Annotated in this window: 20 protein-coding genes; 12 read left to right on the top strand and 8 right to left on the bottom strand. The window is 67.0% G+C overall.

What is annotated here, in order from left to right; genetic code table 11:
* Positions 1–237 precede the first annotated feature (237 nt).
* From AC3QL3_RS05610 to pgm, 4 genes are all read left to right on the top strand, one after another.
* Complete coding sequence (locus tag AC3QL3_RS05610) at positions 238–1,167, top strand: DUF6923 family protein (RefSeq protein WP_492897358.1); 930 nt, start codon at positions 238–240, stop codon at positions 1,165–1,167.
* 300 nt (positions 1,168–1,467) lie between these two features.
* A complete protein-coding gene (gene tal, locus AC3QL3_RS05605) occupies positions 1,468–2,562 on the top strand; it encodes a transaldolase (protein WP_492897357.1) in 1,095 nt (364 codons plus the stop codon).
* Positions 2,559–4,211 carry a glucose-6-phosphate isomerase gene (gene pgi, locus AC3QL3_RS05600; protein WP_492897356.1) on the top strand — a complete coding sequence of 551 codons (1,653 nt, stop codon included), beginning with the start codon at positions 2,559–2,561 and terminating at the stop codon, positions 4,209–4,211. Before tal ends, pgi begins: the two co-directional genes overlap by 4 nt.
* Positions 4,208–5,857 (top strand): phosphoglucomutase (alpha-D-glucose-1,6-bisphosphate-dependent), encoded by a 1,650-nt coding sequence (gene pgm, locus AC3QL3_RS05595; RefSeq protein WP_492897355.1) that lies wholly within the window; start codon positions 4,208–4,210, stop codon positions 5,855–5,857. The genes pgi and pgm overlap by 4 nt, the downstream gene beginning before the upstream one ends.
* Before the next feature lie 81 nt (positions 5,858–5,938).
* Here the strand turns inward: pgm and AC3QL3_RS05590 are convergent, their stop codons facing one another.
* A complete protein-coding gene (locus AC3QL3_RS05590) occupies positions 5,939–6,361 on the bottom strand; it encodes a VOC family protein (protein ID WP_492897354.1) in 423 nt (140 codons plus the stop codon).
* A gap of 30 nt (positions 6,362–6,391) precedes the next feature.
* Positions 6,392–6,811: a YciI family protein gene (locus AC3QL3_RS05585; RefSeq protein WP_492897353.1), complete on the bottom strand. Its 420-nt coding sequence runs from the start codon at positions 6,809–6,811 to the stop codon at positions 6,392–6,394.
* Positions 6,812–6,998: 187 nt separating this feature from the next.
* Between AC3QL3_RS05585 and AC3QL3_RS05580 the strand changes: the two genes are divergently transcribed.
* On the top strand, positions 6,999–8,075 hold the full coding sequence (locus AC3QL3_RS05580) for an NAD(P)H-dependent flavin oxidoreductase (RefSeq protein WP_492897352.1): 1,077 nt from the start codon (positions 6,999–7,001) through the stop codon (positions 8,073–8,075).
* Positions 8,076–8,111: 36 nt separating this feature from the next.
* On the opposite strand, the gene gnd is transcribed toward AC3QL3_RS05580, so the two are convergent.
* Both gnd and AC3QL3_RS05570 read right to left on the bottom strand, forming a co-directional pair.
* Complete coding sequence (gnd, locus tag AC3QL3_RS05575; protein WP_492897351.1) at positions 8,112–9,017, bottom strand: phosphogluconate dehydrogenase (NAD(+)-dependent, decarboxylating); 906 nt, start codon at positions 9,015–9,017, stop codon at positions 8,112–8,114.
* 102 nt (positions 9,018–9,119) lie between these two features.
* A complete protein-coding gene (locus AC3QL3_RS05570; RefSeq protein ID WP_492897350.1) occupies positions 9,120–10,640 on the bottom strand; it encodes a hypothetical protein in 1,521 nt (506 codons plus the stop codon).
* A gap of 195 nt (positions 10,641–10,835) precedes the next feature.
* On the opposite strand from AC3QL3_RS05570, the gene AC3QL3_RS05565 reads away from it, so the two are divergent.
* The 3 genes from AC3QL3_RS05565 to AC3QL3_RS05555 are packed head-to-tail and all read left to right on the top strand — an operon-like array spanning position 10,836 to position 13,649.
* Complete coding sequence (locus AC3QL3_RS05565; protein ID WP_492897349.1) at positions 10,836–11,693, top strand: alpha/beta hydrolase; 858 nt, start codon at positions 10,836–10,838, stop codon at positions 11,691–11,693.
* On the top strand, positions 11,693–12,799 hold the full coding sequence (locus AC3QL3_RS05560; protein ID WP_492897348.1) for a peptidogalycan biosysnthesis protein: 1,107 nt from the start codon (positions 11,693–11,695) through the stop codon (positions 12,797–12,799). Before AC3QL3_RS05565 ends, AC3QL3_RS05560 begins: the two co-directional genes overlap by 1 nt.
* Positions 12,777–13,649: a hypothetical protein gene (locus AC3QL3_RS05555; RefSeq protein ID WP_492897347.1), complete on the top strand. Its 873-nt coding sequence runs from the start codon at positions 12,777–12,779 to the stop codon at positions 13,647–13,649. The genes AC3QL3_RS05560 and AC3QL3_RS05555 overlap by 23 nt, the downstream gene beginning before the upstream one ends.
* 55 nt (positions 13,650–13,704) lie before the next feature.
* On the opposite strand, the gene AC3QL3_RS05550 is transcribed toward AC3QL3_RS05555, so the two are convergent.
* The gene (locus tag AC3QL3_RS05550; protein WP_492897346.1) at positions 13,705–14,181 is read right to left on the bottom strand and encodes a DUF952 domain-containing protein; all 477 of its coding nucleotides are present in this window, start codon (positions 14,179–14,181) and stop codon (positions 13,705–13,707) included.
* A 179-nt stretch (positions 14,182–14,360) separates the two neighbouring features.
* On the opposite strand from AC3QL3_RS05550, the gene AC3QL3_RS05545 reads away from it, so the two are divergent.
* Positions 14,361–15,272, top strand: a complete 912-nt coding sequence (locus tag AC3QL3_RS05545) for an alpha/beta hydrolase (protein WP_492897345.1) — start codon at positions 14,361–14,363, stop codon at positions 15,270–15,272.
* Here the strand turns inward: AC3QL3_RS05545 and AC3QL3_RS05540 are convergent, their stop codons facing one another.
* From AC3QL3_RS05540 to AC3QL3_RS05530, 3 genes are read right to left on the bottom strand one after another with little or no spacing between them, the layout of a single operon-like run.
* Positions 15,273–16,508 carry a DegT/DnrJ/EryC1/StrS family aminotransferase gene (locus AC3QL3_RS05540; RefSeq protein ID WP_492897343.1) on the bottom strand — a complete coding sequence of 412 codons (1,236 nt, stop codon included), beginning with the start codon at positions 16,506–16,508 and terminating at the stop codon, positions 15,273–15,275.
* Positions 16,483–16,872, bottom strand: a complete 390-nt coding sequence (locus AC3QL3_RS05535) for a DMT family transporter (RefSeq protein ID WP_492897342.1) — start codon at positions 16,870–16,872, stop codon at positions 16,483–16,485. The genes AC3QL3_RS05540 and AC3QL3_RS05535 overlap by 26 nt, the downstream gene beginning before the upstream one ends.
* Positions 16,872–17,228: a DMT family transporter gene (locus AC3QL3_RS05530; RefSeq protein ID WP_492897341.1), complete on the bottom strand. Its 357-nt coding sequence runs from the start codon at positions 17,226–17,228 to the stop codon at positions 16,872–16,874. Before AC3QL3_RS05530 ends, AC3QL3_RS05535 begins: the two co-directional genes overlap by 1 nt.
* 177 nt (positions 17,229–17,405) lie before the next feature.
* On the opposite strand from AC3QL3_RS05530, the gene AC3QL3_RS05525 reads away from it, so the two are divergent.
* The 3 genes from AC3QL3_RS05525 (at position 17,406) to AC3QL3_RS05515 (ending at position 19,324) form a co-directional block, all read left to right on the top strand.
* The gene (locus tag AC3QL3_RS05525) at positions 17,406–17,663 is read left to right on the top strand and encodes an acyl carrier protein (RefSeq protein WP_492897340.1); all 258 of its coding nucleotides are present in this window, start codon (positions 17,406–17,408) and stop codon (positions 17,661–17,663) included.
* A 22-nt stretch (positions 17,664–17,685) separates the two neighbouring features.
* Entirely contained in the window at positions 17,686–18,900 is a 1,215-nt protein-coding gene (locus tag AC3QL3_RS05520; protein ID WP_492897339.1) for a beta-ketoacyl-[acyl-carrier-protein] synthase family protein, read from the top strand.
* A gap of 103 nt (positions 18,901–19,003) precedes the next feature.
* The gene (locus AC3QL3_RS05515) at positions 19,004–19,324 is read left to right on the top strand and encodes a YXWGXW repeat-containing protein (protein ID WP_492897338.1); all 321 of its coding nucleotides are present in this window, start codon (positions 19,004–19,006) and stop codon (positions 19,322–19,324) included.
* Positions 19,325–19,380: the final 56 nt, after the last annotated feature.

Below are 19,380 nucleotides of genomic sequence, written 5' to 3'. Positions count from 1 at the left end.
TCCTCGATCGCCGGTCGGCTCGCACGCTTGCTTCCGCAACGGCATCCGTAAATCTTCTGCTCACCAGTTACTTGCGTCCGCGCGATTGCGTCGGTGTGCGCCTTTTCGTCGAGCCTCCATCGATGACTTAAGCGAGAAATTCGTAATCTGCGCAAAGACGAATAACCGCGTCGAATTGCATTTCTTGCAAATTTCAGCTGCTACAGTCCGGCACTCATCCCTGACTGGAAATGCATCATGATAAGGACGCGACTCACAAATGAAATCAGTGGAGAATTATATTTTTCAACAACGAAACAACCCCGCCCGATTCACGCTGAACGCGGATTTTACGAGCGCGCGCGGAGTTTCGGTTTCGCCGCATTGATCGGCTTCGCCGTCGCGATGCCGGCTGCCGCCTCGCCGGTGCCGCCGCTTCCGTCCGCCACTGCCGTGAAGGGCTACGCGATCATCACCAGAAACGAGGCCAGCACGCTCGTCTCGCTCGACTTCAACGCGCCCACCGCGCCGACGCGGATCGGACCCTCACCCAACGGCGCGACCATCTGGGGCTCGGCCTTCCTCGGCACCGATCTGTACGCGCTCGGCGATACCGGCTTCTACCGAATCAATACGACGACCGGCGCGCTGACGCGAATCGCCGATGCGCCTCCGCCGACGGACGACATCTGGGGCATGACCGTCGACCCGACCACGCAGACGCTGTACTGGATTGGAGGAAACGTCGGACAAACCTTGTCGACCATCAACCCCGCTACCGGCGCGACGACCTTCGTGGCGACGATCTCGACCGGCTCCAGCAGCATCGCCATCACCGGCATCGCGGTCGACGCAGAGGGCCAGCTCTACGGAATCGAACAAGTGAGCGACAGCTTGGTCAAGATCGACAAGAGCACCGGCGCTGCCACCGTGGTCGGCCCGCTCGGGGTTCCGGCGATCTTCACCGCAGGCCTCGCCTTCGATCCGGCCGGCGGGACGCTCTACTTCTCCAACCTCGAACTTGGCGCGAACGGCATGTACAGCATCGACAAGAACACCGGTCAGGCAACCCTGATCGGCGTTCCGCGTGTCGATCAGGACGAAGTCGATCTGGTGGCGCTGGCCATCCCGCTGACTTGCCGCATCGGCGATACCGTCTTCTGCAACGGCTTCGAAGCCGGCCTTTGAACAAGGCTCGGGCACAAGGACGTGCCCCCTCCTTCCGCTCCGAACCCGGACCGCGCTAACTCGTTTGCGAGGCGAGCGTCGACGTCATCGGCCGGGCGACTTGCCGGGCCTGTGATCGCCCTCACCCTCCAGTTGGGACAAGAGCGCGGCTCGGTGTATCGTCGGCGCATGAGGCTGCCCTCGCCGCGTGCCCCGAACTGATTCGCCGAACCGCCGCGCGTCGCGCCGGCGGACGCCTGCCGAATCCTTTGCCGCTCCTTGCGCCGGCGCGCCGCGTCGGTGTCGACCCCGGAACCCCGCATGAAACCCACCCGCCTCCTGCACGAACTCGGCCAGAGCCTGTGGCTCGACAACATCACTCGCGAAATGCTCGATGACGGCTCCTTGCAGAGCTACATCGACGAGCTGTCGGTCACCGGCCTGACCTCGAACCCGACCATCTTCGACGAAGCGATCGGCAAGACCGCGGCTTACGACGCCGGCATCGCCGAAAAGGCGCGCGCCGGCCTCGCCGGCGAAGCGCTGTTCGTGGAACTCGCGCTGGAAGATCTGCGCCGCGCCGCCGACTTGTTCCGCACCATCCACGACACCAGCCGCGGCGAAGACGGCTGGGTTTCGATGGAAGTCTCGCCGCTGCTCGCCGACGATGCCGCAGCGACCGTCGCCTCGGCCAAAGCGATCCACGTGCAGGCGGCGCGGCCGAACCTTTTCGTGAAGATTCCCGGCACCGCCGCCGGCGTCAGCGCGATCGAAGAATCGATCTTCGCCGGCGTGCCGGTCAACGTGACCTTGCTGTTCTCGCGTGAGCATTACCTCGCCGCGGCCGAAGCGTACCTGCGCGGCATCGAGCGGCGCCTCGATGCCGGACTCGATCCACGCGTCGGCTCGGTCGCCTCGCTGTTCATCAGCCGCTGGGACCGCGCCGTGGCCGACTCGGTGCCGGCGCCGCTGCACAACCGCCTCGGCATCGCGATCGGCCAGCGCACCTATCGCGCCTATCGCGAGCTCTACGCCTCGCCGCGCTGGGCGCGGCTGGCCGCGGCCGGCGCCAGGCCGCAGCGCCTGCTCTGGGCCAGTACCGGCGTGAAGGACCCGGATGCGCGCGCGACGCTCTACGTCGAAGCGTTCGCGGCACCCGATACGATCGACACGATGCCGGAAAAGACCTTGCACGCATTGGCCGAGCACGGCGAGATCAAGGGCGCCATGCCCGCCGACGGCGGTGATGCGGAAAGCGTGCTGGCCGAGTTCGTCGGCGAAGGCGTCGATCTCGGCGCGCTCGCCGCGCGTCTGCAACGCGAAGGCGCGGAGGCGTTCGTAAAGTCGTGGCGGCAGCTGCTGCAACGCATCGCCGACAAGAGCGCCAGCCTCGGATCACAGCGGAGCGCCGGATGAGCGAACCGACCACGGCCGGCGCGGGCCTGACCGCGCGTCCGCAATGGCAAACCCTGCAAGTGCAGGCACAGCAGCAGGCACGACGAACCTTACGCGAACTGTTCGCCGCCGATCCCGCGCGCGGCGAACGCTACGCCGCAGAAGCCGCCGGGCTTTATTTCGACTACTCCAAGCAACGCGTCGACGATGCCATTCTGCGCAGCTTGCTCGAGCTGGCCGCTGCGGTCGGCCTGCGCGAACGCATCGAAGCGATGTTCCGCGGCGAACGCATCAACACCACCGAGCAACGTGCGGTGCTGCACACGGCGCTGCGCGCTCCCTCCGATGTGGCGATCAAAGTCGACGGCAGCGACGTCGTGCCGGAAGTGCGCGCGGTGCTCGCGCGCATGGCCGCGTTCGCCGAGCGCGTGCGCAACGGCGCCTGGACCGGCTACGACGGCCGCCCGATCCGCGCCGTCGTCAACATCGGCATCGGCGGCTCCGATCTCGGCCCGGTGATGGCCTACGAAGCGCTGCGCCACTATAGCCGGCGCGACATCGCGTTCCGCTTCGTCTCCAACGTCGACGGCATCGACTTCCTCGAAGCGACGCGCGATCTCGATCCGCGCGAAACCCTATTCGTGGTCTGCTCGAAGACCTTCACCACCTTGGAGACGCTGGCCAATGCGCGCGCGGCGCGCGCCTGGACGCTCGCCGCATACGGGGGCGATGAGGCGGCGGTCGCCAAGCATTTCGTCGCGGTGTCGACCAACGCGAAGGAAGTCGCCGCGTTCGGCATCGACACCGCCAACATGTTCGGCTTCTGGGACTGGGTCGGCGGCCGTTATTCGATGGACTCGGCGATCGGCCTGTCGACCATGCTGGCGATCGGGCCCGACGGCTTCCGCGAGCTCCTGGCCGGCTTCCGCGCGATGGACGAGCATTTCCGCAGCGCGCCGTTCGAGCACAACCTGCCCGCGCTGATGGGGCTGATCGGCATCTGGAACACGAACTTCCTCGGCCTCGACAGCGTCGCAGTGCTGCCCTACGAGCAGTACCTCAAACGCTTTCCGGCTTATTTGCAGCAGCTGACGATGGAGAGCAACGGCAAGAGCGTGACGCACGACGGCCGTCGCGTGGACTACTCGACCGGCCCGATCTACTGGGGCGAGCCCGGCACCAACGGCCAGCATTCGTTCTACCAGTTGATCCATCAAGGGACGCGCGGAATCGCCTGCGACTTCATCGGCTTCTGCAATGCGCTGGCGCCGCTCGGCGACCAGCACGATCTGTTGATCGCGAATCTCTTCGCACAGAGCGAGGCGCTCGCCTTCGGCAAGAACGCGGACGAAGTGCGCGCCGAAGGCACGCCGCCTGTGCTGGTGCCGCATCGCGTGTTCGAAGGCAACCGCCCGAGCACGACGATCCTGGCCGACCGCCTGACGCCGCATGCGCTTGGTGCGCTGGTCGCGTTGTACGAGCACGCCGTGTTCGTGCAGGGCGCGATCTGGGACATCGATTCCTTCGATCAATGGGGCGTCGAACTCGGCAAGGCGCTGGCGAAAACCACGGCGGCGGAACTGAGCGGCGCGCAGGAACCCAAGCTCGCGCACGACAGCTCGACCAACGCGCTGATCCGGCGCTATCGCGCGCGCAGGAGCCAGGCATGAGCACGAATCTTTCGCCGCTCGCCGGCCACTCGGCGCGCGAAACGCCGCCGATCGACGTCGCCGCGCTGGTCGACGCCTACTACGCGATCACACCAGACGCCTCAATCGCCGCACAACGCGTCTCCTTCGGCACCTCCGGCCATCGCGGCAGCTCGTTCGACGCCAGCTTCAACGAACAGCACGTGCTCGCGATCACGCAAGCGATCTGCGAGTCGCGCCGCACGCACGGCATCGACGGGCCGTTGTTCATCGGCATCGATACGCACGCGTTGTCGGTGCCGGCGTTCGAGTCCGCGCTCGAAGTGCTGGCGGCGAACGGCGTGCAGACGATGATTTCGCTCGGTGGCGAGTACACACCGACACCGTCAGTGTCGCAGGCGATCCTGGCGCACAACCGCGGGCGCGCACGCGGTCTCGCCGACGGCATCGTCGTCACGCCCTCGCACAATCCGCCCGCTGATGGCGGCTTCAAATACAACCCTGCCAACGGCGGCCCGGCCGACACCGGCCTGACCGCGGCGATCGAGGCTCGCGCGAACGCGCTGATCGCCGAGGGCTTGCGCGAGGTGCGGCGGTTGCCGTTCGCGCAGGCGCGCAAGGCGGCGACGACGCACGAGTACGATTTCCTCGGCCGCTACGTCGAAGGTCTCGGCGAGGTGATCGATTTCGACGCGATCCGTACGGCCGCGCCGAAGCTCGGCGTCGATCCGCTCGGCGGCGCCGGCGTGCATTACTGGCGGCGCATTGCCGAGCACTATCGCATCGAACTGGACGTGCTGGCCGAGCGCGTCGATCCGACCTTTTCGTTCATGACGCTGGACTGGGACGGCCGCGTGCGCATGGACCCGTCCTCGCCCTACGCGATGCGCGGACTGATCGATCTCAAGGACCGTTACGACGTCGCGTTCGCCTGCGACACCGACCACGACCGCCACGGCATCGTCGCGCGCAGCGCCGGCCTGATGCTGCCCAACCGCTATCTCGCGGTGATGGTCGATTATCTTTTCCGGCACCGGCCGCAGTGGCGTGCCGACGCCGGGGTGGGCAAGACCGCGGTCAGCAGCGCGCTGATCGATCGTATCGCGGCACGTTTCGGACGCCGCCTGTACGAGACGCCGGCGGGTTTCAAATGGTTCGTCGACGGCCTGCTCGACGGCTCGCTCGGCTTCGGCGGCGAGGAGAGCGCGGGTGCGTCCTTCCTCTGTCGCGACGGCCGCGCCTGGAGCACCGACAAGGACGGCATCGCCGCCGCCCTGCTCGCCGCCGAGATCACCGCGCGCAGCGAGCGCGATCCGGGCGAGTGCTACGCGCGCATCGCCTCCGAACTCGGCGGCTCGCACGCGCTGCGCGTCGACGCCACGGCGACGCTGGAACAGAAGAAGCGCTTGTCGAAACTGTCGCCGGCCGAAGTGAAATCGGACACGCTCGCCGGCGAGAAGATCCTCGCCGTGCTCGATCGTGCGCCGGGCAACGACGCGCCGATCGGTGGTATCAAGGTTGTCGCGGCGAACGGCTGGTTCGCCGCACGGCCGTCGGGCACCGAGAACATCTACAAGATCTACGCCGAGAGCTTCCGCGACGAAGCGCATCTGCAGGAACTGTTGCGCGAAGCGCAGGCGATCGTCGATACGGCCTTGGCCTCATAGGTCCGCGCCGCCGCGGATGTTCACCTCTCCCGCGAGCGGGAGAGGGGATTGCGGATTTTCGAACGGCTGCGGTGACGGCGATCAAGCCGCCGGCATCGGCTTGGCGTGGTTGATCATCCACGGCACGCCGAAGCGGTCGACGGTGATGCCGTAGCGATGCGCCCAGAACGTCTCCTGCATCGGCATTTCGATCTGGCCGCCGGCCGACAGCGCGGCGAAGATGCGCTCGGCATCTTCCGAGCTGTCGGTATCGAAGACGACGTAGGCGCAGCGGATCTTGTGGTACGGATACTGCGCGGTGCTGTCCGTTGCCATCAACGCATCGCTGCCGATTTCCAGGCGCGCGTGCATGATCTTGTTGCGCTCGGCTTCCGGCATGTCTTCGCAGCCGGGGGTTTCGCCGTAGCTCATCATGGCGACTATCTTGCCGCCGAGCAGTTTCGCGTAGAACTCGAACGCCTCGCGGGTATTGCCGTCGAAGTTGAGATAAGTGGTGAGCTTCATCGTCGTGTCCCGGTCGTCAGTCGGTTCGGATCAGCGCGAGGCGATCTCGGCGCGCAGACGATCTTCCTGTTCGCGCAGCTCGGGGGTGAACTCGGCGCCGAAGTCTTCGGCTTCGAACACCTGGCGCAGCTCGACCACGTCGCCCGCCTGGAACGGTGCGCGCTTGAGCCACTCGACCGCCTCTTCCTTCGAACGTACCTGCCACAGCCAGAAGCCGCAGACGAGCTCCTTCGACTCGGTGAACGGGCCGTCGATGACCGCGCGCTTGCCGTCCGCGCCGAAGTTCACGCGCAGGCCCTTGGAACTCGGATGCAAGCCCTCGCCCGCCAGCATCACGCCAGCCTTGACCAGTTCTTCGTTGTACTTGCCCATCGCGGTAAGCAGCTGCTCGCTCGGCATCACGCCCGCTTCGGTGTCCGCATTCGCCTTGATCATCACCATGAATCGCATGTCGCTTCTCCTCGTATGTGAGCGGGTTACGGACGATCCGTTCCTGCGCTCTTGCAGGTACGACGAACGGGAAAACGGGAAATCGACACGCGCGCAAAAAAAGTTTTACGGCCGCTCGCCGAGCCCTGCGCTCCCGGCGACCGGGCTGGAGTAGGCTGTGGCGTCTTCGAGCGGCGAGGTTCCGGGCATGACCGAAATCGTTGCAGCGCCGACGCGCACCGACCTCGCCGCGCTGCTCGGCGTCGAGCTGCCGATCATCCAGGCGCCGATGGCCGGCGTGCAGGGCAGCGCGCTCGCGCTCGCCGTGTGCGGCACCGGAGCGCTCGGCTCCCTGCCCTGCGCCACGCTCTCACGCGAGGTTCTGCGCGAAGAGCTCGCGGCGATCCGCGAGCGAACGCAGCGGCCGTTCAACGTGAACTTCTTCTGCCACACGCCGCCGACGCCGGATGCGCGACGCGAGGCGGCCTGGCGCGAACGGCTCGCGCCGTACTACCGCGAAGCCGGGCTCGATCTGCCGCCGGCGGCGACGACCGCATCGCGCACGCCGTTCGACGCCGCTGCCGCGGATGTCTTGGAGGAATTCAAGCCGCCGATCGTCAGCTTCCATTTCGGCCTGCCGGCGCCGGAGCTGCTCGCACGCGTGCGCGCCTGGGGCGCGAAAGTCCTGTCGTCGGCGACGACCTTGGACGAAGCGCTTTGGCTGGAAGCGCGCGGCGTCGATGCGATCGTCGCGCAGGGCTTGGAGGCGGGCGGGCATCGCGGACATTTCTTGTCCGACGACCTCACCCGCCAAGCCGGAACCTTCGCCCTGTTGCCGCAACTCGTGCGCGCGGTGCGCGTGCCGGTGATCGCCGCCGGCGGCATCGCCGATGCGCAAGGCGTCGCCGCCGCGTTCGCACTGGGCGCCGCCGGCGTACAGATCGGCACGGCTTACCTGCTCTGCCCCGAAGCGACCACCAACAGCGTGCATCGCGCCGCCTTGCGCGGCGAGACGGCGCAGCACACGGCATTGACCAATCTCTTCAGCGGCCGGCCGGCGCGCGGCATCGTCAATCGCCTGATGCGCGAACTCGGCCCGCTCGATGAAACGGCGCCCGCGTTCCCGCTCGCATCGATCGCGATCGCGCCGTTGCGCGCGCACGCGGAAGCGCGCGGCAGTGCGGATTTCTCGCAGCTCTGGTCCGGCCAGAACGCAAGCGGCTGCCGCGACATTCCGGCCGAAGCATTGACGCGCGAGCTGGCGCGCGGCCTGCCGCCGCGCTGACGCTTACGCGTCGCTGCCGCGCCCGGACTGTCGACGCTATTCCTTCTTCACCGCATGCCCGCCGAACTCGTTGCGCATCGCCGCGAGCAGCTTGTCGGCATAGGAATCGTCGTCGCGCGAACGCAGGCGTTCGAGCAAAGCTTGCGTGATGACCGGCGCCGGCACGTCGAGCGCGATCGCCTCGGCCACGGCCCAGCGGCCTTCGCCCGAATCCGCCACGTGCGGCGCGATGCCGGCCATGGACGGATTCTTCGACAAAGCGTCGGCGGTCAAGTCGAGCAACCATGAACGCACCACGCTGCCGTGGCGCCAGATTTCGGCCAGCTGGTGCAGATCGAAGGCGAAATCGGTCTTGTGCTTGAGGATCGAGAAACCTTCCGCGTAGGCCTGCATCAGGCCGTACTCGATGCCGTTGTGGATCATCTTCGCGTAGTGCCCGGCGCCGCTCGCGCCGACGTGACCCCAGCCGCGATCGGGCGCCGGCGCCAAGGCCTGGAAGATCGGCCGCAACCGCTCGAACGCGGCCGCCTCGCCGCCGATCATCAGGCTGTAGCCTTCGGCCAGCCCCCACACGCCGCCGCTGGTGCCGCAGTCGAGGTAGTCGACGCCGTACTCGGCTGCTTGCGCCGCGCGGCGCAGCGTGTCGCGATAGTTCGAGTTGCCGCCGTCGATCAAGGCGTCGCCGCGCGCGAGCAGGGGCAGCAGCGATGCGACCGTGCGATCGGTGATCTCTCCCGCCGGCACCATCAGCCACAGCGCGCGCGGCGCGCCGAGCTGGCCGACCAATTCCTGCAGCGAAGCCGCCGCGGCGCCGCCGCTCGCGACCACTGCGGCGCGTGCGTCCGCGTTCGGGTCGAAGCCGATCACGCGATGCCCGCCGCGCAGCAAGCGCTGCGCCATGTTCGCGCCCATGCGGCCGAGGCCGATCATGCCCAGTTCCATCGTCGTACTCCGTTCGCGGTACGTCCGCGTCGAGGACGATGATAGCCGCGAAGGAATCCGCGACGCCGCCGATGCTCTGCCGGCCGGCGTCGCGGCGGCGCGTCAATCGGAGTTCGGTCCGCCGAATTGGTCGGCGAAGATGGTGTCGGTGGCGACGAAGCGCGCGGCCGTCATGTCGAAGTCGCCGGCAGCGGCCGGGCTGCCCTCCATCCAGCGACGATAGCCGGCAGTGACGACTTTGCCGCCGGCGATGATCAGATCCGAACCGACCGAAGCCTTCTGCGCGTCCGTGCTGGCGGCGAAGTCGAGGATCGCCAAGCCGTGCAGCGGCGCGCCATTCCTGCCGAGCTGGACCACCGCTTGCATCGGATGCCCATCGCCGAACAGATCGGCCTTCATGTCGACGCCGACGACGAGATCGCGCGTATCGACGCGCTCGGCCAATCCGTACGGTACGTTGGTTCCGCTCAGCAGCAGCTGATGCCGCATATTGGTGTTGTCGCCGCCGAAGCCGTTGTCCAGATTGCCGTCGGCTTTGTAGGCCGCCATCAGCAATTCGTATTGCGGCGTGGGGCTGGCGCTGTCGTTGTAGGCGAAGCCGGCCACGGCGAAACCACCGTTGTGGCGCCGGATCACGCGCAGCAGCGCGTCCTGCTTCTTGCTGCCGAGGTCGCCGAAGACGGAATCGTCGATGAAACCGTCCGCGTACCCGGTCACGCCGTTCACGCTGAGAGTGAAGCCGTCGGTGTCTGCATCGCCGGCTGCGCGCTGCTTGATGCCGACGATCACCAGACGATAGGCGAACGGCGCCGGCGAGTAGGCCAGCACGTCGAACGCCGCCTCGCGCCCGTTCGGCGTGAGGTTGGGGTTGTACAGATAGACGCCGGCGTGCGCGGGGACGTTGCCGAAGCTCATGTTCTGCGCGCCGCTGGCGGGGTTCAGATTGATCGCGAAGGCGGCCGGGTCCCTGCTCGTGCCGACGCCCGAATCGGTTTCGGTCTCGCCGACGATGTAGAGCTGGCTGGCGTACCAGACGATGCGGTTCGGGCGATCATCCTTGTTCGCCGCATCGGCGCCCAGATCCAGCCAGATCGCGTGCACGCCGCCCGAACCGAAGCCGTCGCACAACGTGCCAGTGTTGTCGACGCAGGCCACTTGGATGTCCAAGTCGGTGTTCGACCCGGTGTGCTGGGTGCCGACGAAGTACAGCGTTTCGCCGCCGCCGATGGCGACGTCGGTGACCTCGAGCATGGTCGAGGCGATCAGCCGCTTGCCGGTGCCGTTGTAGGCGGTGTCGTAGCTGCCGTCGGCCCTGAGCTTGCTGATCGCCAGACTGCGCGCGTTCGACGGACCGGCCTGATAGCCGGCCAGCCAGTAGCCGCCGTCGCTGCTCGGGAAGACGCGCAGGGCGACGTCGAATTTGTCGCTGGCGTTGTTGAGATCGACGGTGCGCGAACCGGAACCGGCGAAGCTCGCATCCGGCGTAAGGTCGCTGGAGGCGAGCGTGCCGAAGGTCTGTCCGTCGGCGTCGAGCACACGCGCTTGCAGGATGTCCTTGTCGATGTCCATGGCGGAGGCGCGCGCGAGTACGAGCAGGCCGAAAGCGAACAAAGCGGTTCTCATGGCATTCCCATTGCGTGGTGGATGCCATCGAAGTACGCAACTGCGTGATGGATCGGGACATTCCCCATCGCATCCGCTCGACCGCCGAAAGCCGCCCGAAAGACGGCTGCATCAAGCTATCGGCAAGGTCCGGCCACTGCGCGTTCGCGCGGTCGCTAGAGACATCCCAACACACTGATTTACCGAACAATCTTCATGATCAAACCTTCGGAATTCTATTTACGCGGCGGCCGCGCCGGCGTGCTCCTGATCCACGGTTTGACCGGCACGCCGACCGAGATGCGCTTCGTCGGCAACGGCCTCAACCGCGCCGGTTTCAGCGTGCTCGGCATGCAGCTCGCCGGCCACTGCGGCGACCCGGCCGATCTGCTCGCCACCGGCTGGCGCGACTGGGTCGCCAGCGTCGACGCCGCCGCCGACCGCTTGCGCGAACAGGTCGATCATCTGTTCGTCGCCGGCTTGTCGATGGGCGCGGTGCTCGCGCTCAAGCTCGCGCTCGACCGCCCGCGCGACGTCGACGGCCTCGGCCTCTACGGCACCACCTTCTTCCATGACGGCTGGGCCACGCCGGCGATCGGCCGCCTCGCCTTTCTGCTGCCCCTGATCACCGCGCTCGGCTTCGGCCATGACCGCGCCTCGGAAGAGGTCGAGCCGTACGGCATCAAGGACGAACGCATCCGCAACCGCATCGTCGGCGCGATGCTCGCCGGCGACAGCCAGGCGGCCGGTTTGGCCGGCTTCCCGTGGCCGTCGCTGGCGCAGTTCCAGCGTCTTTCGCTGCACGTGCGCAACCGCCTCGGCCGCGTGCGCGCGCCGTGCTTCGTCGCGCATTCGTCCAACGACGACGTCGCCTCGTTGCGCAACGTGCGCATGGTCGAGCGCGGCGTGAACGCGCCGGTCGAAACCCTGCTGCTCGACAACAGCTACCACATGGTCACGGTCGATCAGGAGCGCGGCAAGTTGATCGAACGCTCGGCCGCGTTCTTCCAGCGCATCGTCGAAAACAATCCGGTCGAGTTGCCGCACGGTGCGGCGATCGCCGCCGCCGACTGATGACGGCCGTCGCGGGCGCGTATCACAACCTGCTCGAACCGCCCGCGCTGGTACGGCATTTCCTCGCGCATCCGCCGCTCGACTTCGACGCCTTGACGCTGCCTTCGGGCACGCCGGCCTTCGTCGCGCGCTTCGATCTGTTGACCACCGCCGACGACGACATGCGCCGGCGCGTCTCGGCGCTGCCGCTGTATCGCTGGTGGAGCCGCCTGCTGCGCCCGCGCACCTGCTTCGTCGGCACCACCGTGTCGGAGTACGCGCTGCTGCCGCGCGGCGCCGACGCAGCCGCGCTGGTGCGCGAATGGCGCACCGCGCCGGCTGCACGCCAGCCGTTCGTAATCGTCAAGGATCTGCCGCAGGAATCGCCGCTGCTCGATCAGGCCAGCAACGCTGCCGCGCGCGAGGTCGCGCGCGCCTGCGAGCAGGCCGGCTTCGTCCTGCTCGAAGGCCAGGCGCTGGCGTGGGTGCCGATCGACTTCGAATCGACCGACGACTATCTCGCGCGGCTGTCCTCGGGCAGGCGCAAGGACATCCGGCGCAAGTTGCGCGCGCGCGCCGAACTCGAGATCGTCGAGATTCCGACCGGCGATGCGTACTTCGCCGACGCCGCGGTACGCGCGGAGTTCTACGCGCGCTACCTCGAAGTCTATGCGCAGAGCGAAATCCACTTCGACCAGCTCAGTCGCGAGTTCTTCGACGCGCTGCTGCAAGACGCCTCGTGCGGCGGTATCGTGTTCGTGTATCGTCATCGCGGCGAGCTGATCGGCTGGAATCTCTGCTTCGTCGTCGGTGATGCGCTGGTCGACAAATACGTCGGCTTCCGCTATCCGCAAGCGCGCGAGCAGAACCTCTACTTCGTGAGCTGGATGCACAACCTCGACTACGCGCTGCGGCGCGACCTGTGCTGCTACGTCGCCGGCTGGACCGATCCGGAGATCAAGTCCTATCTCGGCGCGCGCTTCACCTTCACGCGCCATGCCGTGCGCCCGCGCAGCCGCGTGCTGCGCGCCCTGCTGCAGAAGATCGCCGGGCGCTTCGAGAGCGACCGCGCGCGTCTCGACGGCGACACCGGTTCAAACACCGATGCCGGCGCCGCTCGTCCTTGATTTCGACCGCTCGGTCGGCGCGCTGCCCGGCGCGCGCGTGCTCGACCTCGGCCAGTGGCAGGAGGCGATCCGCTTCGGCTGCGGCTTGCGCCGCTTCCGCGCGGTCGTGCGCGCGATCGAAGCGCAGCTGCCGGCGAGCTACGGTACCGTCTTCCTCGGCAGCGGCGACTACCACCACCTGAGCTGGCCGCTGATCGAACGTCGTGCCGCGCAGGCACCGTTCGAAGTCGTCGTATTCGACAACCACCCCGACAACATGCGCTTCCCGTTCGGCGTGCACTGCGGTTCGTGGGTGCGCAAGGTCGCATTGCTGCCGGTCGTTTCGCGCGTACGCGTGCTCGGCATCAGCTCGGCCGACGTTTCCTCCGCGCACGCGTGGGAGAACTATCTGACCCCGCTGCGCCGCGGCAAGCTCGAATATTGGACCGTCGGCGTCGATACCGGCTGGTCGCGCCGCCTCGGCCTACACGCCGCGTTTCGCGGTTTCGACACGCCCGCAGCCCTGCTCGATCGCTTCGTCGAGGAACAACGCGGCTCGACCGCGCCGGTGTATCTGTCGATCGACAAGGACGCACTGAGCCCCGAAGTCGCGCACACGAACTGGGATCAAGGCCGCCTGCTCGAACACGATCTCGCGCGCGGCATCGATGCGCTCACAGGCCGTCTGATCGGCAGCGACATCACCGGCGACGTCTCCGCCTATCGCTACCGAAGCTGGTGGAAGCGCAAGCTCAGCGCGCTCGACGAACAACCGGAAATCGACGCGGCGCAACTGGCCGAGTGGCAGGCGCAGCAGCACGCGCTCAATCTGCGTTTGCTCGAGCGGATCGACGCCGCGGCGCGGTCGTGATCGACGGCCGGCTAGGCCTCCGCGAATTCCCGATACGGCGCTTCCCGGTGGCCGGCTAAGACTCTAGTTGCCGTCCGCTACGGCTGGCGACAGGCGGCTGCACCGTCCCCGTGGCGTCGCGGGTAAGCGCACCCGACACGATCACCATCTCCCAAGTCAACGCTCCGTACAGATGCGGGAAGTCTTGCTTGCGGCGCTCGGACCACTCCCACTTCAAAACATCGCCGGCCGCCTTCAAATCGACGGCGACGATGAACAAGCCCGTTTGACCGGCGAAATGCCGGTCGACCGTTGCCGTCAACTGCTCGGCGGTCGAGAGATGGATGTAGCCGTCCGAACGATCCTGCGCGGAACCTGCGAAACGCCGCGTAGCTTCAAGCTCCGCCATCTCTTGCGCGGTCAAAATCTTGTAGGCGACTTTCGGCTTCGCCTGAGCGGTGCCGTCAGACTGCCCCTGAGCGCGCGAGAAGTTCATGAATGCCAGCAGGGCAATGATCGAAGACAAAAGCATCGCATATCGCACGGTCAGCATGACTTTTCAGCTCCGATGTGGAAGTTCAACCGACACGCGTTCGTTTGCCAATATCGGAAACAGAACGGATCGCGACCTCTTCTAGCCCATGCTCTTCGGACTATGGTCAATCTTCTGCAGTTGCCATACGGTGCAAGGTTTGCCGCCCTCACCATCCCAACAAAGATTAAAGACATCGAATGACGAATTTTCTTCCCGTCGCGCTGACGCTTCTGCTCACCTGTTCCACCGCTTCCGCCGAGTCCTCCTCGGCATCAGCCCCTACTCCGAACCCCCCGCCCTTCCAAATCGAACGCAGCGCCGTCCACGCGATCGAGTCGGCGAAGCTCAAGCGCACTTACGAACTCTACGTAAAACTACCACCCGGCTACGACAAGCCCGAGAACGCGCAGCGCAAGTACCCGGTGCTGTACCTGACCGATGGGCCGTACACGTTCCAAGTCGCTTCCGGCGTCACGCGCGTGCCGTTCAATCACGGCACCTTCGAGGATTTCATCCTGGTCGGGCTCTCGTATGCGCGAGGCGACGATCCGGTGGTCAGCCGCGAGCGTGACCTGACGCCGCTGGTCGACGTGCGCAACAAGCCGTCGCCAACCGGCGAGGCGCCGGGCTATCTCGACTTCATCAAGAACGAAGCGATCCCGCTGATCGAAAAAACGTATCGCGCCGACCCGACGCGGCGCAGCCTGGCCGGTCAGTCCTACGGCGGCTTGTTCGGCATCTGGGTGATGTTCAATCAGCCCGAGCTCTTCCAGAACTACATCCTGACCAGCGCCTCGCTCTGGTACAACAAGAAGGCGATGTTCGCGGCCGAAGCGGCGTATGCGAAGACGCACACCGATCTGAAGGCGAACCTCTACATGGCGATCGGCTCGACCGAGTATCCGGGCGGCTGCGGCGACGCGCCGGCGCAATGTCCGGACGGCTCGAACATGGTCGCGCAGCAGGCCGAGATGCTGCAGCGTCTGGCTGCGCGCAAGTACAAGAACTTGAAGCTGCACGGCAAGGTCGTCGATGGCTCGTTCCATACCACAACGTTCCCGGTCGGCCTGTTGTGGGCGTTGCAGGACGCGTTCCTGGTACGCAAGTGACTACGCGGAAGTGACGACCGCTTGCAGCACCGTGCAGATTTGCTCGAACGCATCGTCGTCGAGCCACGGGCTGTTGGAGATCGTCAGCGTCGTCGCCGCGAATGCGCGCGCATTCGGCACCGCGTGCTCGCCGACGAAGGGCTGCAGGTAGCGATAATCGGGCAGCGCGTGGATGAACAGGCGGCTGACGCCGAGCCCGGCGCCCCACAGCTCGCGCAGCACCGCATCGCGCGCCGCCTCGCGCAGGCGCAGCAGCAGGAACGGCCAGGTGCCGGCCGCATCGGCCGGATCGTCGAGCAGTTCGACGCCGGCGATCTGCGCGAGTCGCGCCTTGCGCCGCGCCGCTTGCGCAGCGCACGTCTCGAGAAACGCCGGCAGCCGCGCGAACGCGCGCGCGCCGACCGACTGACGCCAGCGCCCGAGCGTGTGCAGCGGAATGTCGGCGTCGAAATCGTCGCCGACTGCGGCGACCGGATCGCCACGGCGCAGAGCGCGACGCAGCGGCGCGCCGTAGGCGACTCCGAGCAGCGACGGTCGATACGCGGCGTGGTAGCCGAGCAGCTGCAGCGATCGCTTCAGCTCCCAACCGAAACTAAATGGCACGACGTCACGGCTGGTGCGCTCCAATTCGCGTCGCACGGCGGCGTCGCGTGCGAGCAGCAGGCCGCCTTCGAAGGTGGTCAGTCCCTTGCCGACGGCGAGACTGAAAAAGCCGACATCGCCATCGAGACCGACCGGATGGCCGCGCACACGCGCACCGAGCGCCTGCGCGGCGTCCTCGATCACGAACGCGCCGGCCGCGCGCGCGATCGCGAGCGCGGCGGCGACGTCGGCGACGCGCCCGCCCAGATGCGTCGGCAACACGGCGAGCGTGTCGCGATCGCACAGGCGCGCGAGTTCAGCCGTGTCGAAATCGATCGAGCCCGGCGCGAGATCGCACAGACGCAGCTCCAGACCGCAATGCGCAACCGCCAGCGCGACCAAAGGACAGGTGTAAGCCGGCACGATCACGGCGCGGCGTCCGCTCAGCCGACGCAGCGCGGTCAGCGCGACGATCAGGCTCGCGGTGCCGGAGCATTCGACCTGCACGTCGTCGATGCCGAGAAAATCGGCGGCAGCGCGGCCGAGGTCGCCGCGCTGCGGCGCGCCGGCGGCGAACGGCGACAAATCCCGCCAGCGCGGCGGCAAGCCCGCGGTCGGGGGAATTTCGCTACGTGGCGGGCGGCTTTTCGCCATCGGTTTCGCTGAGCGCGAGGCAGACGATGCCGGCGATGATAAGCGCGCTGCCGACCAACTGCGGCGTGCCGATCTTCTCGCCGAACAGCACCACCGACAGCGCCATCACGCTGATGACTTCCAGATGCGATGCGGCGAACGCCGGACCGATCGGCGCGTGCTGCAGCAAGGTCATCCAGCTCAGGAACGCGCCGATGTAACAGGCGATCGCGCAGTACACCCACGGCGTCGACAGCAGGCGCAAGACCCAGTCCAGATTCGCCTCCGGCGGCATCGCATGGTTGGCGGTCAGCTTGAAGCAGACCTGTGCGAACGTATCGAAGCAGACCAGCACCAAGAATCCGATCAGATAGAAGCGACGCATCAGGCAAGCCCCACGACGGCGACGCCGGCTGCGACCAGGAGGATGCCCGCGGTCCGCAACGGCGAGAACTTCTCGTTGAACAAAAAGCGTCCGGCGATCATCACCGCGACGATGTTGATCGAACCGAGCAGCACGCCTTCCGACAGCGGCACCAAGGACAAGAAGGCGAGCCAGACCAGGAACTCGCCGACGTAACAGCCGATGCCGATCCAGATCCACGGCCGCCGCGCCATGGCGCGCCAGCGCGCGAGGCCGTCGCCGAGCCCGGGCGCGGCCGCGGCGGCCTTGAACGAAAGCTGCCCGAAAGTATCGAGCAGTACATTGAGCAGCCACAACGTGACTACGGTCGTGGGCATCGGCGTTCTTCACGGGCCGTCGATACGGCGGCCGCTAGGGTTGAGGGCGGCGCAGTATGCCCGCAGCGTGCGACAGCGTCGACCGCCATCGGTGTCCTTGAAGATCGCCGGGCGCCCGGCGATGATGCCGCGGACGCATCGCGTCGCCGATCCGCAACGATCATCGAGGAGAACGCCATGAGCAGCGTGCAGGACACCGTGTTCGACATTATCGCAAAGGAGTCGGGCATCGATCGCGCACGCATCACGCCGGAAGCGACGCTGAAGGATCTGGAGATCCAGTCGCTCGACGCCGTGCAGATCATTTTCGAGATCGAAGACCACTTCAAGATCACCATGCCCGACCGCGATCCGAACTTCGACACCGAATCGGTGCAGGGCCTGGTCGATGCGGTCGACAAGCTCGTCGCCGAGCAATCCGCGCAGCAATCCTGACCCCTCAACTACTCGCTCCTGCATGCATCGCGTCGTCATCACCGGCATCGGCGCCGTTACGCCGCTCGGAAACAACGCCACCGATTCCTGGACCGCGATGCGCGAAGGACGCTCGGCGATCGGCCCGATCACCTGCCTGCCGCGCGAGGCTTTGCGTTTCGGCATCGCCGCCGAGGTGCAGGGCTTCGATCCCGCCGCGCATTTCGACGACAAGCGTCTGCCGCTGCTCGACCGCGTCTCGCAGTTCGCGCTGGTCGCCGCGCGCGAAGCGATCGCGCAGTCGGGCATCGATTTCGCCGCGGACGACCTGGGCGAGAACACGGCGGTCGTGATCGGCAGCGGCGTCGGCGGCGAGCAGACCCACGACGCCGCCTTCAAGCGCCTCTACGGCGACAACAACCCACGCTTGCATCCGCTGACGATCGTGCGCCTGATGGCGAACGCGCCGGCTTCGCACGTGGCGATCGAATTCGGGCTGCGCGGCCCCGCCTTCGCCACCGTCAGCGCGTGCTCGTCGGCGAACCATGCGTTGGCGCAAGCCTTCCACATGGTACGCAGCGGCGTGGCCGACGCGGCCGTCGCCGGCGGCACCGAAGCCTGCATCACGCTCGGCACGGTCAAAGCCTGGGAAGCGATGCGCGTGATGGCCGACGACACCTGCCGGCCGTTCTCCAAGCAGCGCCGCGGCATGGTGCTCGGCGAGGGTGCCGGCATCTTCGTACTGGAAACACTCGAGCGCGCGCAGCGCCGCGGCGCGACGATCCTGGCCGAGTTCGCCGGAGCCGGCATGTCGGCCGACGCCGGCGACGTCGTGTTCCCGTCCGAAGCCGGTGCGGCGAAAGCGATCGAGCGCGCGCTGAAGGACGGCGGACTCGCGCCCGAAGACATCGACTACATCAACGCGCACGGCACCGCCACGCCGGCGAACGATCCGACCGAGAGCAAGGCGATCCGGCGCGCGTTCGGCGCACATGCCGACCGCCTCGCCGTCTCCTCCACCAAATCGATGCACGGGCACGCGCTCGGTGCGGCCGGCGCGGTCGAACTGGTCGCGGCGATCGGCGCCTTGCGCGACGGTGTGGTGCCGCCGACGGCGAATTTCACCGAAGCCGACCCCGAGTGCGATCTCGACTACGTGCCGAACGTCGCACGCGAGCTGTGGGTGCGCGCCGTACTCAGCAACTCGTTCGCCTTCGGCGGTCTCAACGCGGTCGTCGCACTGCGGCGCGCCCCGTAAGCGTTCTTTACGCGGGTTTGCATGGGCTCGATTCAGGGCCCCCAGCGTAATTTCCGATCCCGAGTCGCGCGCTCCGTCGAGCGCATCGAACGAGGAGGAAATCATGTATCGCCCGATTCTGTCGTCGCTGATTCTTGCCGCCGCCCTGGTCGCCGGCGGCGCCCTGAGCGCTACCCCGGCACAAGCGCGCGGAGGCGTGGTCGTCTACGCGACGTCGGCGCCACCGCCGCTGCGCGTCGAAAGAATTCCGCCGCCGCGTGCGGGTTACGTCTGGGTCAACGGCAACTGGGGCTGGTCGCGCGGCCACTACGTGTGGGCGCCGGGCTACTGGTCGCACGCTCGCCGCGGCTACCGCTACGAGCCGGTGCGCTGGGAACACGGCCACCGCGGCTGGTATCGCAGCGGCGGCCGCTGGCACCGCTGACCCCAAGATGCACGGCAAAAAAGTTCTTAGTTGAAAAGTGCGGCCATGGACGGCCG

This window comes from Dokdonella sp. GW821-FHT11D02 (assembly GCF_058808595.1).
Note: the sequence above shows the minus strand (reverse complement) of the source record. Positions and strands in the feature narration are given on the sequence as shown.